The sequence below is a fragment of the Kitasatospora sp. NBC_01302 genome, assembly GCF_035976515.1.
Classification (GTDB): Bacteria; Actinomycetota; Actinomycetes; order Streptomycetales; family Streptomycetaceae; genus Kitasatospora.
On the sequence record NZ_CP108404.1, the window covers coordinates 6,398,370 to 6,415,145 of the forward strand.

A 16,776-nucleotide genomic window follows, 5' to 3' on the forward strand; every position below is an offset into this window, starting at 1 on the left:
ATCGATTTGAACCCGCCACCCGCCCGCCCGGTAACCTGAGGTATTCGGGTGCGTGCAACCAGCCGCGCCTTGACCGTGCCGTCGTACCGAGTTGCGACGTCGTCTGAAGAGAGCACTGTGGCCGCCGACAAGATCGAAACGATCGTCAGCCTGAGCAAGCGCCGTGGCTTCGTCTATCCCTGCAGCGAGATCTACGGTGGTACGCGTGCCGCCTGGGACTACGGGCCACTGGGCGTCGAGCTCAAGGAGAACATCAAGCGCCAGTGGTGGCGTGCGATGGTCACCGCTCGGGAGGACGTCGTCGGGCTCGACTCTTCGGTGATCCTGGCCCGCGAGGTCTGGGAGGCCTCCGGCCACGTCGCCACCTTCAACGACCCGCTGACCGAGTGCACCTCCTGCCACAAGCGCTACCGCGCCGACCACCTGGAGGAGGCCTACGAGGCCAAGCACGGCAAGCTGCCGGCCAACGGCCTGGCCGACATCAACTGCCCGCACTGCGGCACCAAGGGCGCCTTCACCGAGCCCAAGGAGTTCTCGGGCATGCTGAAGACGCACCTGGGCGTCACCGAGGACGCGGGTGGCCTGGCCTACCTGCGCCCGGAGACCGCGCAGGGCATCTTCACCAATTTCAAGGCCGTCCAGACCACTTCGCGCAAGAAGCCGCCGTTCGGCATCGCCCAGGTCGGCAAGAGCTTCCGCAACGAGATCACGCCCGGCAACTTCATCTTCCGCACCCGCGAGTTCGAGCAGATGGAGATGGAGTTCTTCGTCAAGCCGGGCGAGGACGAGACCTGGCACGAGTACTGGCTCGAGCAGCGCTGGAACTGGTACACCGACCTGGGCCTGCGCACCGAGAACATGCGCTACTTCGAGCACCCGAAGGAGAAGCTCTCGCACTACGCCAAGCGCACGGTCGACATCGAGTACCGCTTCAACTTCGGCGGTAGCGAGTTCTCCGAGCTGGAGGGTGTGGCCAACCGGACCGACTACGACCTGGCGACCCACAGCGAGGCCTCCGGCCAGGACCTCAAGTACTTCGACCAGGAGTCCGGCGAGCGGTACTTCCCGTACGTCATCGAGCCGGCAGCGGGCCTCAACCGCGCGATGCTGGCCTTCCTGCTCGACGCCTACTTCGAGGACGAGGCGCCCAACGCCAAGGGCGTCATGGAGAAGCGCGTCGGCATGCGGCTCGACCCCCGGCTCGCCCCGGTCAAGGTCGCGGTGCTCCCGCTGTCGCGCAACGCCGACCTCTCGCCGAAGGCCCGCGGCCTCGCCGCCGACCTGCGCCAGGCGTGGAACGTCGAGTTCGACGACGCGGGCGCGATCGGCAAGCGCTACCGCCGCCAGGACGAGATCGGCACGCCGTTCTGCGTCACCGTCGACTTCGACACCCTCGAGGACAACGCGGTCACCATCCGCGAGCGGGACACCATGGCGCAGGAGCGCGTCTCGCTGGACCAGGTGAAGTCCTACCTGGGCGCGCGGCTGATCGGCTGCTGATCCGGCCACCCACGTGGTGAAGGGGCCGCTCCCGCTTCGGCGGGGGCGGCCCCTTCGCGGTCGCTGCGTCAGGCTCGGCCGGCGAGCAGGTCGCGGAGCTTCTTCACCTCGTCAGACCCCATGGTCAGGGCGAGTAGCGAGCCGTCGGTGAAGCTCAGATCGACTCGCTCGCTCTGGCGGAACTCGCGTTCCTTGGGCTCACCGACGACCAGGTGGTGCAGGGCCAGTTCGCCCAGGCGCTCACCGCTCTCGCGGTGCAGCACGAGGAGGCGGCGGTCGGTGAAGACGAGGAAGGCGTCGTCGTTCTCGTAGTACCGGTGCCGGGACGGCCCAGAGCGCACCATGAGCAGGAAGAGCCCGGCCTGGCTCGACCAGCCGCCCGTGAACGGTCGGCCGTGCGGATAGCTCCAGACAATCCGTCGCAGGCCCAGGAACCAGCCCAGCAGCGCGTGGTGGACGATGCGCAGCACCCGGTCGAAGACGGAGACGTCCCAGCCGTCCGGTGGAACCGGTTTCGCGGCCCGCAGTCGCCGAGGCGCGCGAAGCGGCGTCAACCAGTCCACCTGAACGTCCATCGAACCGCGCACCCGCTCCTGCGGCTGCAGCCACGGAGAGATCAGGTCCCGTACGGCCTGCTCCTGTCGGGCCACTCGGGCGGCGATCCTGGCCCGGAGCCGTTCCGCTCGCGCCTCGTTCACTGCTCTCCTCCAACTGCCTGCGTCCGCTGTCGAGTCTCAGCCGAAAGCCTGCTCGATACGACTCGCCAGCACGTGGTACGGCGCTGGCGGATCGGCCGGCGGGGGGCCGTCCAGTTGGCCCGCCAACTTCTCGGCCTCGCCCTTCAGATCAGGGTGCACGCCGGTGACGGCCCCGAGGAGCGGGGCGGCCAGACCGCTCTTGATCGGCTTGGACAGGATCTGCCCGGCGAGGTTCGAGCCCTTGTACGAGTCCTTGATGGACTGGAAGTCCGTGAGCGACCTGCCGCCCTTGCGTATGTCGCTGATGACCTTGCGGGCCTTGTTGGCCGCCGAGATCTCCTTACCGATCTTTTCGGCCTCCCGCAGCTCCTTCAAGGCTTCCTGGAGCTTCGTCAACTTCGCCGCCAGGGTCTCCGACACCACGCTCACCCGTTCGACGAACGCCGTGATCTCCGCGTCCGCCACCAGCCCGTCCACGATCGAGGCCAGGCCCAGCGTCAGGATGTCCGCGACGAACCCCGCTGCCACCGTCATCCCGATCCACTCGATGGCCTCGCGGATGATGCCGATCACCGTGTCCTCGGCGAGCTGGCACTCCGCCGCGGCCGAGCCGATGATCTGGGCGGTGTTGGCGGCGTCGTCGGCGGTGGCGTCGATGGCGGCGACCAGCTGGCCCATGTGGGTGCCGAACGCGTTGGAGGCGCTGCCGTGCCACTGCTGGGAGACCGGCCCGGCGCCCTGGCGCAGTGCCTCGGCGACACCGCGCAGCGCCATGGCCTGGTCCTGCCAGGTCTGGGCGGCGGTGAGCAGGGCCTGCGGCTGGCCGGTCACCTTGTCGAGCTGGTCGAGCAGCCCGGTTGCTTCGAGGACGCCCTTGACCACGTCGTCGAGGAACGAGCCGATCACGCCCGGGTTGTCGCCGTGGATCTGCGGCAGCGGCTTCAGCGGCGCCGGCGGCTGTGCGGCGGCCCACCCGTAGGCGTTGCCGCTCGGGTCGGGAGCCCTCACTGCCCACCCCCGAACATCCCGGCCATGTCGGCGTCGGTACCGCTGTAGTTGACCGCCGTGGTCTGCAGGCCGCCAGTGGCGTAGTCCAGGCAGTCCATCAGATCGCTGCAGTTCTGCTGCTCGGCGGTGGCGTGGCCGCTGTACGCGTCCAGCAGTTCGGCGGAGTTCGGCAGCTTGCCGAACGCCCCGTCGGGGATCTGGACCTGGGCGAGCGTCGCCTGTATCTGGCTCAGTACGCCGTACTCCTGGTCTATCACCTGGCTGTAGGTGACCAATGCATTGGGTTGTACCTGAACGTCTGGTTCCCGCATGACTCGTTCCCCCATGATGACGGTGTGCTGGATGGTGCCAGGATCAGGACGACCAGAATAAGCGTGCGGAGTCCGGCCGGGGGCACCAACGGGCCTCAGCCCAGTTGCTCGCGGGCCGCCATCAGGGCGAAGCCCAACAGGTTGAGCCCGCGCCAGCGGTGGGGGTCGTCGGCCCCCAGCTCGTGGGCGGCCAGGCCGATGCCCCAGACCCGGTCCACCGGGCTGGCCTCCACCAGCACCCGCTTGCCGGTGCCGAGCAGGTAGTCGCGCAGCGCCTCGTCCTGCCCGAACTTGGCCACGCTGCCGGCCACCACGAGCGCGAACCGCTCGGCCGTCCACCGCTCCTCGTCGAAGCCGCGCACCAGTCGGCCGAGCTTCTTCGCCTCGGCCGGGGTGCGGGCGGCCAGGATCCGCTCCTCGGTCCCGCCGTCCCCGAAGAGCCGGGCCTTGCCGGCCATCATCCAGTGCTCGGCGGAGGCGTACGCGACGCCGTCGACGGTGAACGGCGAGGGCCACCACTGGCTCAGCGTGCCGGAGCCGATCCGGCCGTCGCGCTGCGGCTGGTGGCCCCAGAAGAAGAGGTACTTGGGTCGCGCACCGGCCGCGACCAGGGCGGCGAGGTCGTCACGGGTGCGGGTGTCGGCTGGGTGGCTCACTTCGGCGGGGCGGTTCATGGGGGGAATCGTCGCAGGGCGGGGCGGGGGAGGGCGAATGGAAAACCGGAGACGGCTCGGCCCTCGCCCGGGGACCCGCAGAGCGGGGCCGGACGAGGGCCGAGCGGATGGCCCATCAGCTGTGTGTGACTCAGTTCATGCTGCGCGGCAGCCGGGTGCTCAGGTAGGTGATGACCACCGCGCCCACCAGCTCGATGCCCAGCACCACCGCGAGCCCGTGGGCCATGCCGATCGACGGGACCAGCGTCAGGAAGAGCGTGCCGAGCGTCGCGACGCCGAGCGCCAGGCTCGACTGCTGGGTGGTGGCCAGGACGCCGCTGCCGACGCCCGCCCGCTCCAGCGGGACCTTGGCCAGGACCACCCGGAACAGCGGGGTGCCGATCAGGCCGTTGCCCAGGCCGGTCAGGGCCATGCCGGGCAGCAGGGTGAGGACGCTCAGGCCGTGGAAGTCGGTCAGGACGGTGACCAGCAGCACCACCGTGCCCAGCGGGTTGATCAGCGAGCCGGCGGTGATGACGCGGCTGCCGAAGCGGCCGATCAGCCGCGGACCGGCCAGCGAGGAGGCGAAGTAGCCGACGGCCAGCGGGACCAGGGCCAGGCCCGCGTTGACGGGGCTGAGCTGGAGGCCCTGCTGCAGGGTGATGGCCAGGATGAACATGAAGGCGCCGAAGTTGGTGAAGTACGGCACCGCGATGCCCAGGCCGCGCCGCATGTCGGGGATCCGCAGCAGCGACAGCGGCACCAGCGGGCTGCCGCCGGCCTGCTCGGTGCGGCGCTCCACGACCACGAACGCCCAGGCGGCGAACGGGAAGAGGGCGAGCAGCAGCCAGGTCCACAGCGGCCAGCCGACGGCGCGGCCCTCCATCAGCGGGACGAAGAGGCTGAGCAGCGCGACGCTGAGCAGCGCGGTGCCCGGCAGGTCGACCCGGCTGGGGGCGGCGGAGCGGTTCTCGGGGACGAAGCGCAGCGCCAGCAGCACGGTGGCCACCGCGAACGGCACGTTGAGCAGGAAGACCGAGCGCCAGCTGCTGCCGAGCAGGTCGGCCTGGACCAGCATGCCGCCGAGCACCTGGCCGATCACCACGCTGATCCCGCCGACCGCGCCGTAGATGCTCAGGGCGCGGGCGCGGTGGGCGCCCTCGGTGGTCGCGGTGATGATGGCGAGCACCTGCGGGACCAGCAGCGCGGCCGAGGCGCCCTGGGCGACCCGGGCGGCGACCAGCGTCCAGGCGGTGGGGGCCAGGCCGCAGGCGAGCGAGGTGAGGGCGAAGGCGGTGACGCCGATCAGGAAGAGCTTGCGGCGGCCCAGGCTGTCGCCGAGGCGGCCGCCGAGCACCAGCAGGACGGCGAAGGCGATGCCGTAGCCGGCCGCGATCAGCTCCAGGACGGCGGGGCCGGCCGAGAGCTGGTGGTCGATGCTGGGCAGTGCGACGTTGACGATGAAGAAGTCCAGCATGGGCAGGAAGGCGCCGAGCAGGACGGTGACCAGGCCGGCCGTCGTCAGGGTGTGACGGACGGGAGCCGCTGTGGTCAGGTGCGATGAGCTGATGGGGAGAGCCTGTGGGCGTTCCAGTTGCTGAGTCACGGGTCCTACGATCCGGCAGTTCCCACCCTGGTACCAGAGTCTCGTTATCCTGTTATAACGACTACCAGGCACCAGGGTCGCCCCGGGCGCGCGCCGGGCGCATGCTGGGGGCATGCGCATCGCGAACTCGCCCACCACAGTCAGCGTTCCAGCCGCGGAACCCCCTCGCACCGGCGCCGCCACCCCGGTGTCCGACGCGCCGGACATGCGCCGCCAGGAGCTGGCCGCCTTCCTGCGCAGCCGCCGCGAGCGGATCTCGCCCGAGCAGGTCGGCCTGCCGAACACCGGGCGCCGCCGCACCCCGGGCCTGCGGCGCGAGGAGGTCGCGCAGCTCGCCGCGGTCGGGGTGACCTGGTACACGTGGTTGGAGCAGGGGCGCGACATCCAGGTGTCGGGGCAGGTGCTGGAGGCGGTCTCCCGCGCGCTGCTGCTCGACCCCAACGAGCGCGAGCACCTCTACATCCTGGCCGGGGCCGGCAACCCCACGCCCAGCAAGGACTGCCCGGTGGTCACCCCGGCGGTGCGGCAGATGCTCGACCAGATGACGCTGCTGCCCAGTTGGGTGCTGAACAGCCGCTACGACATCCTCGCCTACAACGCGATGTGCGTGCGACTGCTCGGCGACTTCGGCCAACTTCCCCCCGAAGAGCGCAACGTGGTCTGGCTGATCTTCACCAACCCGGCCTACCAGTCGCGTTGGCTCGACCTGGAGGCGGCCCAGCAGCAGGTGGTGGGACGGATGCGCGGTGCGATGGCCGACCACGTGGCCGATCCGGCCTGGAAGGCCCTGGTGGCCCGACTGCGGCAGGCCTCACCGGAGTTCGAGGAGCGCTGGCAGCGGCACGAGGTGCTGGGCCGCGGGAACGGCAACAAGGGCTTCCTGCACCCCGAGGTCGGTGTGCTGCGGATGGACTACACCAACATGTGGTTCGGCCCGCGCGAGGGCACCCGGCTGGTCGTGTACAGCCCCAGCGACGAGGAGGGGCGGGTCAAGCTGGAGCGACTGGCGAGGGGCTGAAGCCGGTTACGCCACCGGCCGGCCCGGGAAGCGGTAGATGCCGCGCCCCTCGCGGTCGTCGACGCCCGAGTGGCGCAGGCCGAGGCTCTCGGCGAGGCGGCGGGAGGGCAGGTTGGCGGCGTCGATCAGCGCCACCACGGGCGTCTGCGGGCGCAGTTCGCCGGCCAGCTCCAGCGTGGCCCGGGCGGCCTCGGCGGCGATGCCCCGGCCCCAGGCGGCGGGGGAGTAGCGGTAGTAGAGGTTGAGCGTGGGCGTGCCGTCGAGTTCGAACAGCCGCGTCCCGGTGAAGCCGATCACCGCTTCCGGGTCGGTGCGCAGGCTCACCGTGCAGTAGCCGATGCCCCGCTCCGCCCAGTCGTCGAGCCAGATCCGCAGCGTCGCCTCGCTCCTGGCCAGGTCGGGGTGCGGGCCGGTGGGGTTGTAGCGGTTGGTGGCCGGGTCGCCGTGCACCGCGAAGACGGCGGCCCCGTCGCCGGGTGCGGGCCGGCGCAGCAGCAGGCGGTCGGTGGTGGCGATCGGAGTGGTGTCGACGAGCATGGCGGATCCCCCGGTGTAATAGTCACTGGCGCAGTCAGTCTATTACGCTGCCGGCTTCTTGGGCAGAGGGTCCGGTCCCGGCGGATGAGCGGACGAATCCGGCGGACGGACTCAGCGTCCGGCGGACCGTCTCAGCGGATGACCGGAGCGCTCCGCCAGCCAGACGCGGGCGTCCACCAGCGCCGGACCGTCGACCCGGGCGGCCCCGGCGGTCCAGGCGGCCCAGCGCAACTCCTGGCAGGCGAAGAAGTCCTCGCCGTGGGCGTCGACCCAGATGCTCACCGTCCGCCCGCCGGTCCGGGTGACGTCCCACCACTGCCAGGTGCGGAAGGTGTTGTCCCAGTCGAACCGCTCCAGCCACCCGGCCAGGCGCCACCCGGTCCCGTGCCCGGCGGCGACGAACCGCCCGGCGCCCTGACGGGCGAACTCCGGCGCCGTCTCCCGTGCGGCGTGCGCCGCGCCGGGGCCGGTGCTGACCGCCGCGAACCACGGTGGCACCGGCCGGACCGACCGGTCCAGCGCCAGGGCCGCGGAGTCCGGCAGGTGGTCGAGGTCCAGCCCGGCCACCGTGTGGTCCAGGGCGCTGCCGAGCACCGCGCGCAGCCGGGCCTGGTACTCCTCGACCGTGGCCGGTCCGGCGACCTCCACCAGGAAGCGGCTGAGGGCGGGCACGGTGAGCTCGGCCGCCGTGGGCGGGCGGTCCACCCGCCCGCGCTCGGCGACGAGTTGGGCGTCCTCCTCGTCCAGCCCGGAGTCCGTCGCGTAGTGCAGCCCGGGGCCCGGCTCGGAGTCCATCGCGTGGTCCATCGCCATGACACCCCTCCTGCGACTCGCACGGCAGGGCGACGCTAACAGCTACGCTGCCAGGGCCAGCACCGCTGCCCCGGCCACCCGGCGGCGCGGCATCCGCCCCGGCCCGCGCAGCGCGAGCGCCGCGCAGAGCGCCGCCAGCGGCAGCTCGGCCAGCACGGCCATCGCGAGCGCGACCAGCAGCCCCGAGGCCGTGTTCGCCGTGCCGAGGTCCCAGAGCGCGTCGCTCACCAGCAGCAGCGCCGCGCACCCGGCCAGCGGGCGGTGCAGCCGGTGGCCGGCGCTCAGCAGCACGGCGGTGCCGAGCAGGCAGCCGGCCTCGGCCAGGTCGAGCGCGGCCCAGCCCGCCGAGTCGCGCAGCGCCAGCAGCAGGACCGCGATCCACGGCAGCAGCACCAGGCCCGCGGCGCCGAGCAGCCGCGCCTGGCGACGCGCCGCCGTCCACTCGCTCCCGATTCCCATGACGCTTCCTCCCGCTCCCTCGACGAGGTGTGTCCCCAAGGCCCGCCCCCGGGCCCGTCCTGCTTCCGCGGCGCTCAGCGAGCCCGCCCGGCCCGCAGCCGCTCGGTGCCGCCGTCGGCCCGGCGGGCCCGCACGTCCACCAGCGGCCCGGGCGCCCAGCCGAGCCAGAACGCGCCGCCGACCACCACCACCTCGGCCGGCCGCCAGGTGCGGCGCAGCCGGGCACCGGCGAAGTCGACCTCCGGCGCGCTGCCGTCGGCGTCCACCCGCCCCCAGGCGAAGCCGGCCACCGTCCCGTCGCCCGGTCCGGCGACCTCCAGCCCGCCCGATTCGTCCAGCACGCCGGAGCCGTCGAGGTGCCGCGCCCCGCGCAGCAGGTGCTCGCTGAGGCTGCTGGCGACCAGCACGTCGATCAGCTCGCCGTGCTCGTAGACCTCCAGGGCGGGGCGCGCGCCGCCGTCGGCCAGCCGGATCGACCACGGCCCGTCCACCGGCCAGGTCCAGCCGTCCCGGGCAGGCCTGTCCCCGGCGACCTCGTGCGCGGTGTCCATCCGAGCCACCCCGTTCACGTCCCTGCCCCGTCCGTCGTCGCGTCGTGTGCCGCGTCCTGCCGGTGCGGCGCGGCGCGCTCCGGGCGCCGACAGGCTCCAGCCTCCCGCCCGAGGGGTGCCGCCGTCGTTGTCGTGCACTGCCGTCTTGGGGGTGTACCTGGCTACACCCCCGGGCGGCATCCAGCTGCACTGCCGGCCCTCGGGCACGCGCCCTAAGCTGTCCGGGTGATCAGGACCAGCTGGCGGCGCCGACTGCGCGAGGGGATGCGCCGGGGCACCGCGCACCCCAGCCTGGCCTGGCTCTGGTCCGGTCACGACGAGCGGCACCCGGCCCCCGGACAGCGGGGCGAGCGACCTCACGTACCCGGGGACTGGTCCGCCCGGGCGCTGCGCGACCTGCGGCTGGTGGCGGCGGGGCTGCCGTTCCTGCTGCCGCTGCTGATCCTGGTGACCTTTACCGAGCTGGTCACCGCGGTCTGCGTCCTGCTGCTGATCCTGCTGCCCCTGCTGACCCGCGCCCAGCGCAGCCGGTTCCGGGCGCTGGGCGGCCTGGAGATACCCGAGCGCCCGCCGCTGACACCGCCGGGCACCTCGGCCGGGGTGCGCTGCCTGACCTGGCTGGGCTCGGAGTCCACCTGGCGCCAGGTGGGCTACCACGTGCTGATCGGCCCGACCGTGGCCCTGTTCGGGCTGCTCGGCCTGCTGGGGCTGGGCGCGGGGCTCGCCATGGCGACCGTCTTCGCCTGGCACGGGCTGATGCCGCGCGGCAGCCTGGTGCGCGGCGGCGGCGGGCACGGCGTGATCGATCTGGCGCTCACCGCCGTCGGCGTGCTGCTGCTCTTCGTGGGCCCCTGGCTGGCCGTGCGCGCGGCCCGGGTGGACCGGCGGGCGGCCCGCGCGCTGCTGGGGCCGAGCCGGGCGCGCGAGCTGGAGCGCCGGGTGGAGGACCTGGCCGAGAGCCGGGCCGGCGTGGTGGACGCGGCCGACGCCGAGCGCCGCCGGATCGAGCGCGACCTGCACGACGGCGCCCAGCAGCGGCTGGTCTCGCTCGCGATGAACCTGGGCCTGGCCCGCAAGACCCTCAAGGACGTCCCGCCGGAGGCGATGCGGGTGATCATCGAGGCGCACGAGGAGGCGCAGGCGGCCATCGTGGAGCTGCGCGACCTGGTGCGCGGCCTGCACCCGGTGGTGCTGGAGGACCGCGGCCTGGACGCGGCGCTCTCCGGCATCGCGGCCCGGGCCCCGCTGCCGGTGCGGCTGACCGTCGGCCTGGCGGCGCCGATGTCGCCCACCGTCGAGGCGGTCGCCTACTTCGTGGTCTCCGAGGCGCTGGCCAACGTGGCCAAGCACGCCCGCGCCTCCCGGGTCGACCTGTCGGTCCGCCAGCTGGGCCCGAAGCTGCGGATCGTGATCCACGACGACGGCGTCGGCGGCGCCGACGCCTCCCGGGGGACCGGCCTGACCGGGCTGCGCAAGCGCGCCGCCTCGGTGGACGGCACCCTCGCCATCAGCAGCCCCCTCGGGGGCCCCACCATCATCACTGTGGAGTTGCCGTGCGAGCTGTGATCGCCGAGGACTCGGTCCTGCTGCGGGTGGGCCTGGTCAAGGTCCTGGAAGCGGTGGGGTACGAGGTGGCCGCCGCGGTCGGTGACGCGCAGGCGCTGCTGGCCGCCGTCGAGGAGCACCAGCCGCAGGTGGTGGTGACCGACGTGCGGATGCCGCCCGGCATGACCGACGAGGGTGTCCGGGCCGCCCTGATGATCCGCCGGCAGTGGCCGCAGGTAGCCGTGCTGCTGCTCTCCCAGTACGTGGAGGAGCGGTACGCGGCCGACCTGCTGGCCACCAACACCAGCGGGGTGGGCTATCTGCTCAAGGAGCGGGTGGCCAATGTGGACGACTTCCTGGAGGCACTGGAGCGGGTCGCGGCCGGCGGGACCGCGCTGGACCCCGAGGTGGTCGCCCAGCTGCTGGTGCGCCGGCACCGCGATCCGCTGGAGCGGCTGACCCCGCGCGAGCGGGACGTGCTGGCGCTGATGGCCCAGGGCCACTCCAACGCCGCGATCGCCGGGTCGCTGGTGGTCAGCGACAGCGCGGTGGCCAAGCACATCAACAGCATCTTCACCAAGCTGGACCTGCCGGCCGCCGACGCGACCCACCGCCGGGTGCTCGCGGTGCTCCGCTTCCTCGGGGAGGGCTAGCCGTGACGCCGGCGCAGCAGGGGGAACCACGGCCTCAGGGCGCCGAGCGGCGCGCCTGGCGGGTGGTCGGGACGCTGGCCGGAGCCGCGGTGATCCTCTTCGGCGCCGGCCAGACCTGGACCAGCCTGGTGCGCCAGACCAGCATCCGCCCCGACCGCTACCCGAGCACGGTCACGGCGCTGGAACTGGACCTGCAGAACGCGAGCGCCACGGTCACCGCCGGCGGTGACGACCAGATCGCCGTCCAGCAGGCCGAGCGCTGGACGGTGCGGCAGCCGCAGATCAGCCGCGTCGTGGTGGGCAACACGCTGAAGATCTCGGCCCGCTGCCCGAAGGTGCTGGGGATCGACGAGCCCTCCTGTTCGGTGGACCTGGACATCGGCGCCCCGGCGAGCACCGCCGTCACGGTCCGGAGCACCTCGGGCGACACCAGGATCCGCGGCCTGAGCGGTGACCTGAGCCTGCGCACCACCTCCGGCTCGTTCCAGCTGGACGACGTCTCGGGCCGGCTCGCCGCGCAGCTGACCAGCGGCACGCTCAACGCCCAGCGGGTCTCCTCCGCCCAGGTGCAGGCCCACACCACCTCCGGATCGCTGAACCTGCAGTTCGTCGCGCCGCCGCAGGACCTGTCGGTGACCGCCACCTCGGGCTCGCTCACCGCGGGGCTGCCGCCGGGCAGCACCTACCGGGTCAACGTGCGCGGCTCGGCCGACACGAACCCGGCGCTGAACGACTCGGCCTCGGCGCGGTCGATCACGGCGAGCGTCGGCTCGGGGCACGCCAGCCTGGACTACACGGCCGGCGGCTGACGGGCCGGGCCGGGCCGGCCGAGCCGGCTGGCCGATCGGGTCCCGAAGGGTGCTGCTCCGGGTGGGGGACAATGGAGAGTCCACTCCGCCCGCTCCCGCCGAGGACCCGCTGCGCATGACCGCCACGCCCGAAGTCCCCAACGCCCTTGCCGCGACCGAGCCCGCCGCGCCCGTCCAGGGCGCCGGGCCCGCCCCAGGCGGCGAGTTCGCCCCGCTCTCGATCGGCCCGCTGCAGGTCTGGCCCCCGGTGGTGCTGGCGCCGATGGCGGGGATCACCAACGCGCCGTTCCGCACCCTGTGCCGTGAGCAGTCCGGCGGCAAGGGGCTGTTCGTCAGCGAGATGATCACCACCCGGGCCCTGGTCGAGCGCAACGCCAAGACCATGCAGCTGATCCACTTCGACCCGAGTGAGAAGCCGCGCTCGATCCAGCTCTACGGCGTGGACCCGGCCACCGTCGGCAAGGCCGTGCGCATGATCGCGGAGGAGGACCTGGCCGACCACATCGACCTCAACTTCGGCTGCCCGGTGCCCAAGGTGACCCGCAAGGGCGGCGGCTCGGCCCTGCCCTACAAGCGCAACCTGCTGCGCGAGCTGCTGCGCGAGGCGGTGGCGGGCGCGGGCGGGCTGCCGGTCACCATGAAGATGCGCAAGGGCATCGACGACGACCACCTGACCTACCTGGACGCCGGGCGGATCGGCGCCGAGGAGGGCGTCTCGGCGATCGCGCTGCACGGCCGCACCGCCTCCCAGCACTACGGCGGCACCGCCGACTGGTCGGCGATCGCCCGGCTGCGCGAGGCGGTCCCGGCGCACATCCCGGTGCTCGGCAACGGCGACATCTGGTCGGCCCCGGACGCGCTGCGGATGATGCGCGAGACCGGCTGCGACGGCGTGGTGGTCGGCCGCGGCTGCCTGGGCCGGCCCTGGCTCTTCAAGGACCTGGTCGCCGTCTTCGAAGGCGTCACCGACCCGGTCCGCCCGAGCTTCGCCGAGGTCGGCGCCGCGATGCTGCGCCACGCCGAACTGCTGGGCCGCTGGATGGGGGACGAGCAGCGCGGCGTGGTGGACTTCCGCAAGCACGTGGCCTGGTACACCAAGGGCTTCTCGGTCGGCTCCCAGCTGCGGGTCGGGCTCGCCACGGCCAGCTCGCTCGACGAGCTGGCCGGGCTGCTCGCCGAGGTGGACCAGGAGCAGCGCTGGCCGGCCGGTGCCGACGGCCCGCGCGGGCGTACCAGCGGCAACGGACGGGTGGTTCTGCCGGACGGCTGGTTGGACGATCCGTACGACTGCGCCATTCCGAGCGTTGAGGCCGAGTTGGACACCTCTGGCGGATGATTCATCCATAGCGTCCAAGTAGCCACGCGAAGGCGGCGGGACGCGGTGTCCCAGCCCTCTTGGCCAATCTGGCCAAGAGGGCTCCTTTCTGGCAGATTTTCATCACGGAGAGCAGTCAAACCGGCGCGTTGGGCAACGAATGGACGAGTTTCGATACGTACGATGAGCGAGCCGCGTCCGTGACACTGGCCACACCGTGGCACGGCTGACGGCACGTCAGGGGTGTCGAAAGTGCCACGGTGTCCAAATCGCTTCCCGAACGGGCATCGCGGCCGATTGCGCGCTTGGCTGCAGGAAATCAAGCCGGGGAATCGAGGCGGTCCTCTCATCGCTACCCTCCGTCCGCTCCACGCGATCTTCAGTGGCAATGCGTTCAAGACTTGAACGATCGCTAGCGTCAGCCGGACGATTTCAGCAACAGAGGTGAACGCCTTCACAAGCTTTTGATCTCATGGGTCGAGCCTGGCCCTCGGGATCGGACGGCCTATCGACGGCGCGAAACCGCCTTCGAAATGGGTATGTTCTCCGGCGTCAGGGCAACCCCGTGCGAGGAGACCGACCCGTGGCGGCGACGCAGAAGTTTGTTTACTCCTTCACCGAAGGAAACAAGGACCTCAAGGACCTGCTGGGCGGCAAGGGCGCGAACCTGGCCGAGATGACCAACCTCGGTCTCCCGGTTCCTCCGGGGTTCACCCTCACCACCGAGGCCTGCAAGGTCTTCCTGGAGACCGGGGCCGAGCCGGCTTCGCTGAACCGTGAGGTCAGCGACCACCTGGCAGCGCTCGAGCAGCAGATGGGCAAGAAGCTCGGCCAGGCCGACAACCCCCTGCTGGTCTCGGTCCGTTCCGGTGCCAAGTTCTCCATGCCCGGCATGATGGACACGGTCCTGAACATCGGCCTGTCCGACGTCTCGGTCGCGGGCCTGGCCGCCCAGTCCGGTAACGAGCGGTTCGCCTGGGACTCATACCGCCGTCTGGTCCAGATGTTCGGCAAGACCGTGCTGGGCGTCGACGGCGAGCTGTTCGAGGACGCGCTGGAGGAGGCCAAGCACGCCAAGGGCACCGGCAGCGACCTGGACCTGGACGCCGAGGACCTCAAGGCGCTGGTCGAGACCTTCAAGGCGATCGTGCTGCGCGAGACCGGGCGGGAGTTCCCGCAGGAGCCGCGTGAGCAGATGGACCTGGCCATCCACGCCGTCTTCCACTCCTGGAACGGCGACCGGGCCCGGCTCTACCGCCGCCAGGAGCGGATCCCCAACGACCTGGGCACCGCCGTCAACATCTGCTCCATGGTCTTCGGCAACCTCGGCGAGGACTCCGGCACCGGTGTCGCCTTCACCCGCGACCCCTCCACCGGTGCGGTCGGCGTCTACGGCGACTACCTCTCCAACGCCCAGGGCGAGGACGTGGTGGCGGGCATCCGCAACACGCTGGCGCTCTCCGAGCTGGAGCAGCTGGACAAGAAGTCGTACGACGAGCTGATGGCGATCATGCACAAGCTCGAACTGCACTACCGCGACCTGTGCGACATCGAGTTCACCATCGAGCGCGGCAAGCTGTGGATGCTGCAGACCCGGATCGGCAAGCGCACCGCCGCCGCCGCCTTCCGGATCGCCGTCCAGCTCGTCGACCAGGGCCTGATCGACCTGGACGAGGCGCTGCACCGGGTGACCGGCGGCCAGCTGGCCCAGCTGATGTTCCCGCGCTTCGCCCCGGAGGCCACCTCCAAGCAGATCGCCCGGGGCCTGGCCGCCTCGCCCGGCGCCGCGATCGGCAAGGTCGTCTTCGACTCCTACACCGCGGTCAAGTGGTCGCGGTCCGGCGAGAAGGTCATCCTGGTCCGCCGCGAGACCAACCCGGACGACCTGGACGGCATGATCGCCGCCGAGGGCATCCTCACCTCGCGCGGCGGCAAGACCTCGCACGCCGCCGTGGTGGCCCGCGGCATGGGCAAGACCTGTGTCTGCGGTGCCGAGGAGCTGGAGGTCGACACCAAGCGCCGCAGGATGACCACCGCCAACGGCCTGGTCATCGAGGAGGGCGACGTCGTCTCGGTCGACGGCGGCACCGGCAGGGTCTACCTGGGCGAGGTACCCGTCCTGCCGTCCCCGGTGGTCGAGTACTTCGAGGGCACCCTGCACGCCGGCGCCGACGTCCAGGGCGGCCTGGTCCAGGCGGTGCACCGCCTGATGTCGCACGCCGACGTGCGCCGCCGCCTCGCGGTGCGGGCCAACGCCGACAACGCCGAGGACGCGAACCGGGCCCGCCGCTACGGCGCCCAGGGCATCGGCCTGTGCCGCACCGAGCACATGTTCCTCGGCGAGGAGCGCCGCAAGGAGGTCGAGCACCTGATCCTGGCGGACAACGACAAGGACCGCGAGCAGGCGCTCTCCACCCTGCTGCCGCTGCAGAAGAGCGACTTCGTCGAGCTCTTCCAGTCGATGGACGGGCTGCCGGTGACGGTCCGCCTGCTCGACCCGCCGCTGCACGAGTTCCTGCCCGACATCACCGAGCTGTCGGTGCGCGTCGCCCTCGCCGAGGCCCGCAAGGACCCCAACGAGAACGACCTGCGCCTGCTGCAGGCCGTCCACAAGCTGCACGAGCAGAACCCGATGCTGGGCCTGCGCGGGGTGCGCCTGGGCCTGGTCATCCCCGGCCTGTTCGGCATGCAGGTGCGGGCGATCGCCGAGGCGGCCGCCGAGCGCCGGCTGGCCGGCGGCGACCCGCGTCCCGAGGTGATGATCCCGCTGGTCGGCACCGTCCAGGAGCTGGAGCTGGTGCGCGACGAGTGCGAGCGGGTGCTGGCCGAGGTCGCGCTGTCCACCGGCGTCAGCCTGGACATCAAGCTCGGCACGATGATCGAGCTGCCCCGCGCCGCCGTGACGGCCGGGCAGATCGCCGAGGCCGCCGAGTTCTTCTCCTTCGGCACCAACGACCTCACCCAGACGGTGTGGGGCTTCTCCCGGGACGACGTGGAGGCCTCGTTCTTCACGGCCTACCTGGAGAAGGGCATCTTCGGGGTCTCCCCGTTCGAGACCATCGACCGCGACGGTGTCGGCTCGCTGGTCAAGCACGCCGTGAAGGAGGGCCGGGCGACCCGTCCCGACCTGAAGCTCGGCGTCTGCGGCGAGCACGGCGGCGACCCGGACTCGGTGCACTTCTTCCACGAGGCGGGCCTGGACTACGTCTCCTGCTCGCCGTTCCGGATCCCGGTGGCGCGCCTGGAGGCCGGTCGCGCCGCCCTTGAGACTGCGGGCAGCGACTCCCGCTGACCCGCGCC

16 protein-coding genes are annotated in these 16,776 nt (G+C 71.9%); 7 read left to right on the forward strand and 9 right to left on the reverse strand.

Features of this window, described 5'->3' with window-relative positions; translation table 11 throughout:
* The first annotated feature begins 117 nt into the window (after positions 1 to 117).
* Positions 118 to 1,500: a glycine--tRNA ligase gene (locus tag OG294_RS28075; RefSeq protein ID WP_327069324.1), complete on the forward strand. Its 1,383-nt coding sequence runs from the start codon at positions 118 to 120 to the stop codon at positions 1,498 to 1,500.
* A gap of 68 nt (positions 1,501 to 1,568) precedes the next feature.
* On the opposite strand, the gene OG294_RS28080 is transcribed toward OG294_RS28075, so the two are convergent.
* From OG294_RS28080 to OG294_RS28100, 5 genes are all read right to left on the reverse strand, one after another.
* A complete protein-coding gene (locus OG294_RS28080) occupies positions 1,569 to 2,198 on the reverse strand; it encodes a hypothetical protein (protein ID WP_327069325.1) in 630 nt (209 codons plus the stop codon).
* A gap of 36 nt (positions 2,199 to 2,234) precedes the next feature.
* Positions 2,235 to 3,206 (reverse strand): WXG100 family type VII secretion target, encoded by a 972-nt coding sequence (locus OG294_RS28085; RefSeq protein ID WP_327069326.1) that lies wholly within the window; start codon positions 3,204 to 3,206, stop codon positions 2,235 to 2,237.
* On the reverse strand, positions 3,203 to 3,481 hold the full coding sequence (locus OG294_RS28090) for a hypothetical protein (RefSeq protein WP_327069327.1): 279 nt from the start codon (positions 3,479 to 3,481) through the stop codon (positions 3,203 to 3,205). The genes OG294_RS28085 and OG294_RS28090 overlap by 4 nt, the downstream gene beginning before the upstream one ends.
* 131 nt (positions 3,482 to 3,612) lie before the next feature.
* The gene (locus tag OG294_RS28095) at positions 3,613 to 4,191 is read right to left on the reverse strand and encodes an NADAR family protein (RefSeq protein WP_327069328.1); all 579 of its coding nucleotides are present in this window, start codon (positions 4,189 to 4,191) and stop codon (positions 3,613 to 3,615) included.
* A 130-nt stretch (positions 4,192 to 4,321) separates the two neighbouring features.
* Positions 4,322 to 5,776 (reverse strand): MFS transporter, encoded by a 1,455-nt coding sequence (locus OG294_RS28100; protein ID WP_442789232.1) that lies wholly within the window; start codon positions 5,774 to 5,776, stop codon positions 4,322 to 4,324.
* A 112-nt stretch (positions 5,777 to 5,888) separates the two neighbouring features.
* On the opposite strand from OG294_RS28100, the gene OG294_RS28105 reads away from it, so the two are divergent.
* A complete protein-coding gene (locus tag OG294_RS28105) occupies positions 5,889 to 6,794 on the forward strand; it encodes a helix-turn-helix transcriptional regulator (protein WP_442789233.1) in 906 nt (301 codons plus the stop codon).
* A gap of 6 nt (positions 6,795 to 6,800) precedes the next feature.
* Here the strand turns inward: OG294_RS28105 and OG294_RS28110 are convergent, their stop codons facing one another.
* The 4 genes from OG294_RS28110 to OG294_RS28125 form a co-directional block, all read right to left on the reverse strand.
* Positions 6,801 to 7,331: a GNAT family N-acetyltransferase gene (locus OG294_RS28110; RefSeq protein ID WP_327069329.1), complete on the reverse strand. Its 531-nt coding sequence runs from the start codon at positions 7,329 to 7,331 to the stop codon at positions 6,801 to 6,803.
* A gap of 111 nt (positions 7,332 to 7,442) precedes the next feature.
* Positions 7,443 to 8,144, reverse strand: coding sequence for a hypothetical protein (locus OG294_RS28115; protein WP_327069330.1), 702 nt, complete (start codon positions 8,142 to 8,144; stop codon positions 7,443 to 7,445).
* A gap of 42 nt (positions 8,145 to 8,186) precedes the next feature.
* Positions 8,187 to 8,603 carry a hypothetical protein gene (locus OG294_RS28120; RefSeq protein ID WP_327069331.1) on the reverse strand — a complete coding sequence of 139 codons (417 nt, stop codon included), beginning with the start codon at positions 8,601 to 8,603 and terminating at the stop codon, positions 8,187 to 8,189.
* A gap of 74 nt (positions 8,604 to 8,677) precedes the next feature.
* Positions 8,678 to 9,154 (reverse strand): hypothetical protein, encoded by a 477-nt coding sequence (locus OG294_RS28125; protein ID WP_327069332.1) that lies wholly within the window; start codon positions 9,152 to 9,154, stop codon positions 8,678 to 8,680.
* A 225-nt stretch (positions 9,155 to 9,379) separates the two neighbouring features.
* On the opposite strand from OG294_RS28125, the gene OG294_RS28130 reads away from it, so the two are divergent.
* From OG294_RS28130 to ppdK, 5 genes are all read left to right on the forward strand, one after another.
* Positions 9,380 to 10,720: a sensor histidine kinase gene (locus tag OG294_RS28130; RefSeq protein WP_327069333.1), complete on the forward strand. Its 1,341-nt coding sequence runs from the start codon at positions 9,380 to 9,382 to the stop codon at positions 10,718 to 10,720.
* Positions 10,708 to 11,352: a response regulator transcription factor gene (locus tag OG294_RS28135; RefSeq protein ID WP_327069334.1), complete on the forward strand. Its 645-nt coding sequence runs from the start codon at positions 10,708 to 10,710 to the stop codon at positions 11,350 to 11,352. The genes OG294_RS28130 and OG294_RS28135 overlap by 13 nt, the downstream gene beginning before the upstream one ends.
* Before the next feature lie 2 nt (positions 11,353 to 11,354).
* Positions 11,355 to 12,161: a DUF4097 family beta strand repeat-containing protein gene (locus OG294_RS28140; RefSeq protein ID WP_327069335.1), complete on the forward strand. Its 807-nt coding sequence runs from the start codon at positions 11,355 to 11,357 to the stop codon at positions 12,159 to 12,161.
* 262 nt (positions 12,162 to 12,423) lie between these two features.
* The gene (dusB, locus tag OG294_RS28145; RefSeq protein WP_442789364.1) at positions 12,424 to 13,497 is read left to right on the forward strand and encodes a tRNA dihydrouridine synthase DusB; all 1,074 of its coding nucleotides are present in this window, start codon (positions 12,424 to 12,426) and stop codon (positions 13,495 to 13,497) included.
* 451 nt (positions 13,498 to 13,948) lie between these two features.
* Positions 13,949 to 16,768, forward strand: a complete 2,820-nt coding sequence (gene ppdK, locus OG294_RS28150) for a pyruvate, phosphate dikinase (protein ID WP_327069337.1) — start codon at positions 13,949 to 13,951, stop codon at positions 16,766 to 16,768.
* Positions 16,769 to 16,776 lie beyond the last annotated feature (8 nt).

Excerpts from the sequence above, each read along its gene's own strand:
- OG294_RS28095 (WP_327069328.1), bottom strand. The coding sequence starts at position 4,191 with ATGAACCGCCCCGCCGAAGTGAGCCACCCAGCCGACACCCGCACCCGT.
- OG294_RS28115 (WP_327069330.1), bottom strand. The coding sequence starts at position 8,144 with ATGGCGATGGACCACGCGATGGACTCCGAGCCGGGCCCCGGGCTGCAC.
- OG294_RS28110 (WP_327069329.1), bottom strand. The coding sequence starts at position 7,331 with ATGCTCGTCGACACCACTCCGATCGCCACCACCGACCGCCTGCTGCTG.
- ppdK (WP_327069337.1), top strand. The coding sequence starts at position 13,949 with ATGGGTCGAGCCTGGCCCTCGGGATCGGACGGCCTATCGACGGCGCGA.
- dusB (WP_442789364.1), top strand. The coding sequence starts at position 12,424 with ATGGCGGGGATCACCAACGCGCCGTTCCGCACCCTGTGCCGTGAGCAG.
- OG294_RS28120 (WP_327069331.1), bottom strand. The coding sequence starts at position 8,603 with ATGGGAATCGGGAGCGAGTGGACGGCGGCGCGTCGCCAGGCGCGGCTG.
- OG294_RS28125 (WP_327069332.1), bottom strand. The coding sequence starts at position 9,154 with ATGGACACCGCGCACGAGGTCGCCGGGGACAGGCCTGCCCGGGACGGC.
- OG294_RS28105 (WP_442789233.1), top strand. The coding sequence starts at position 5,889 with ATGCGCATCGCGAACTCGCCCACCACAGTCAGCGTTCCAGCCGCGGAA.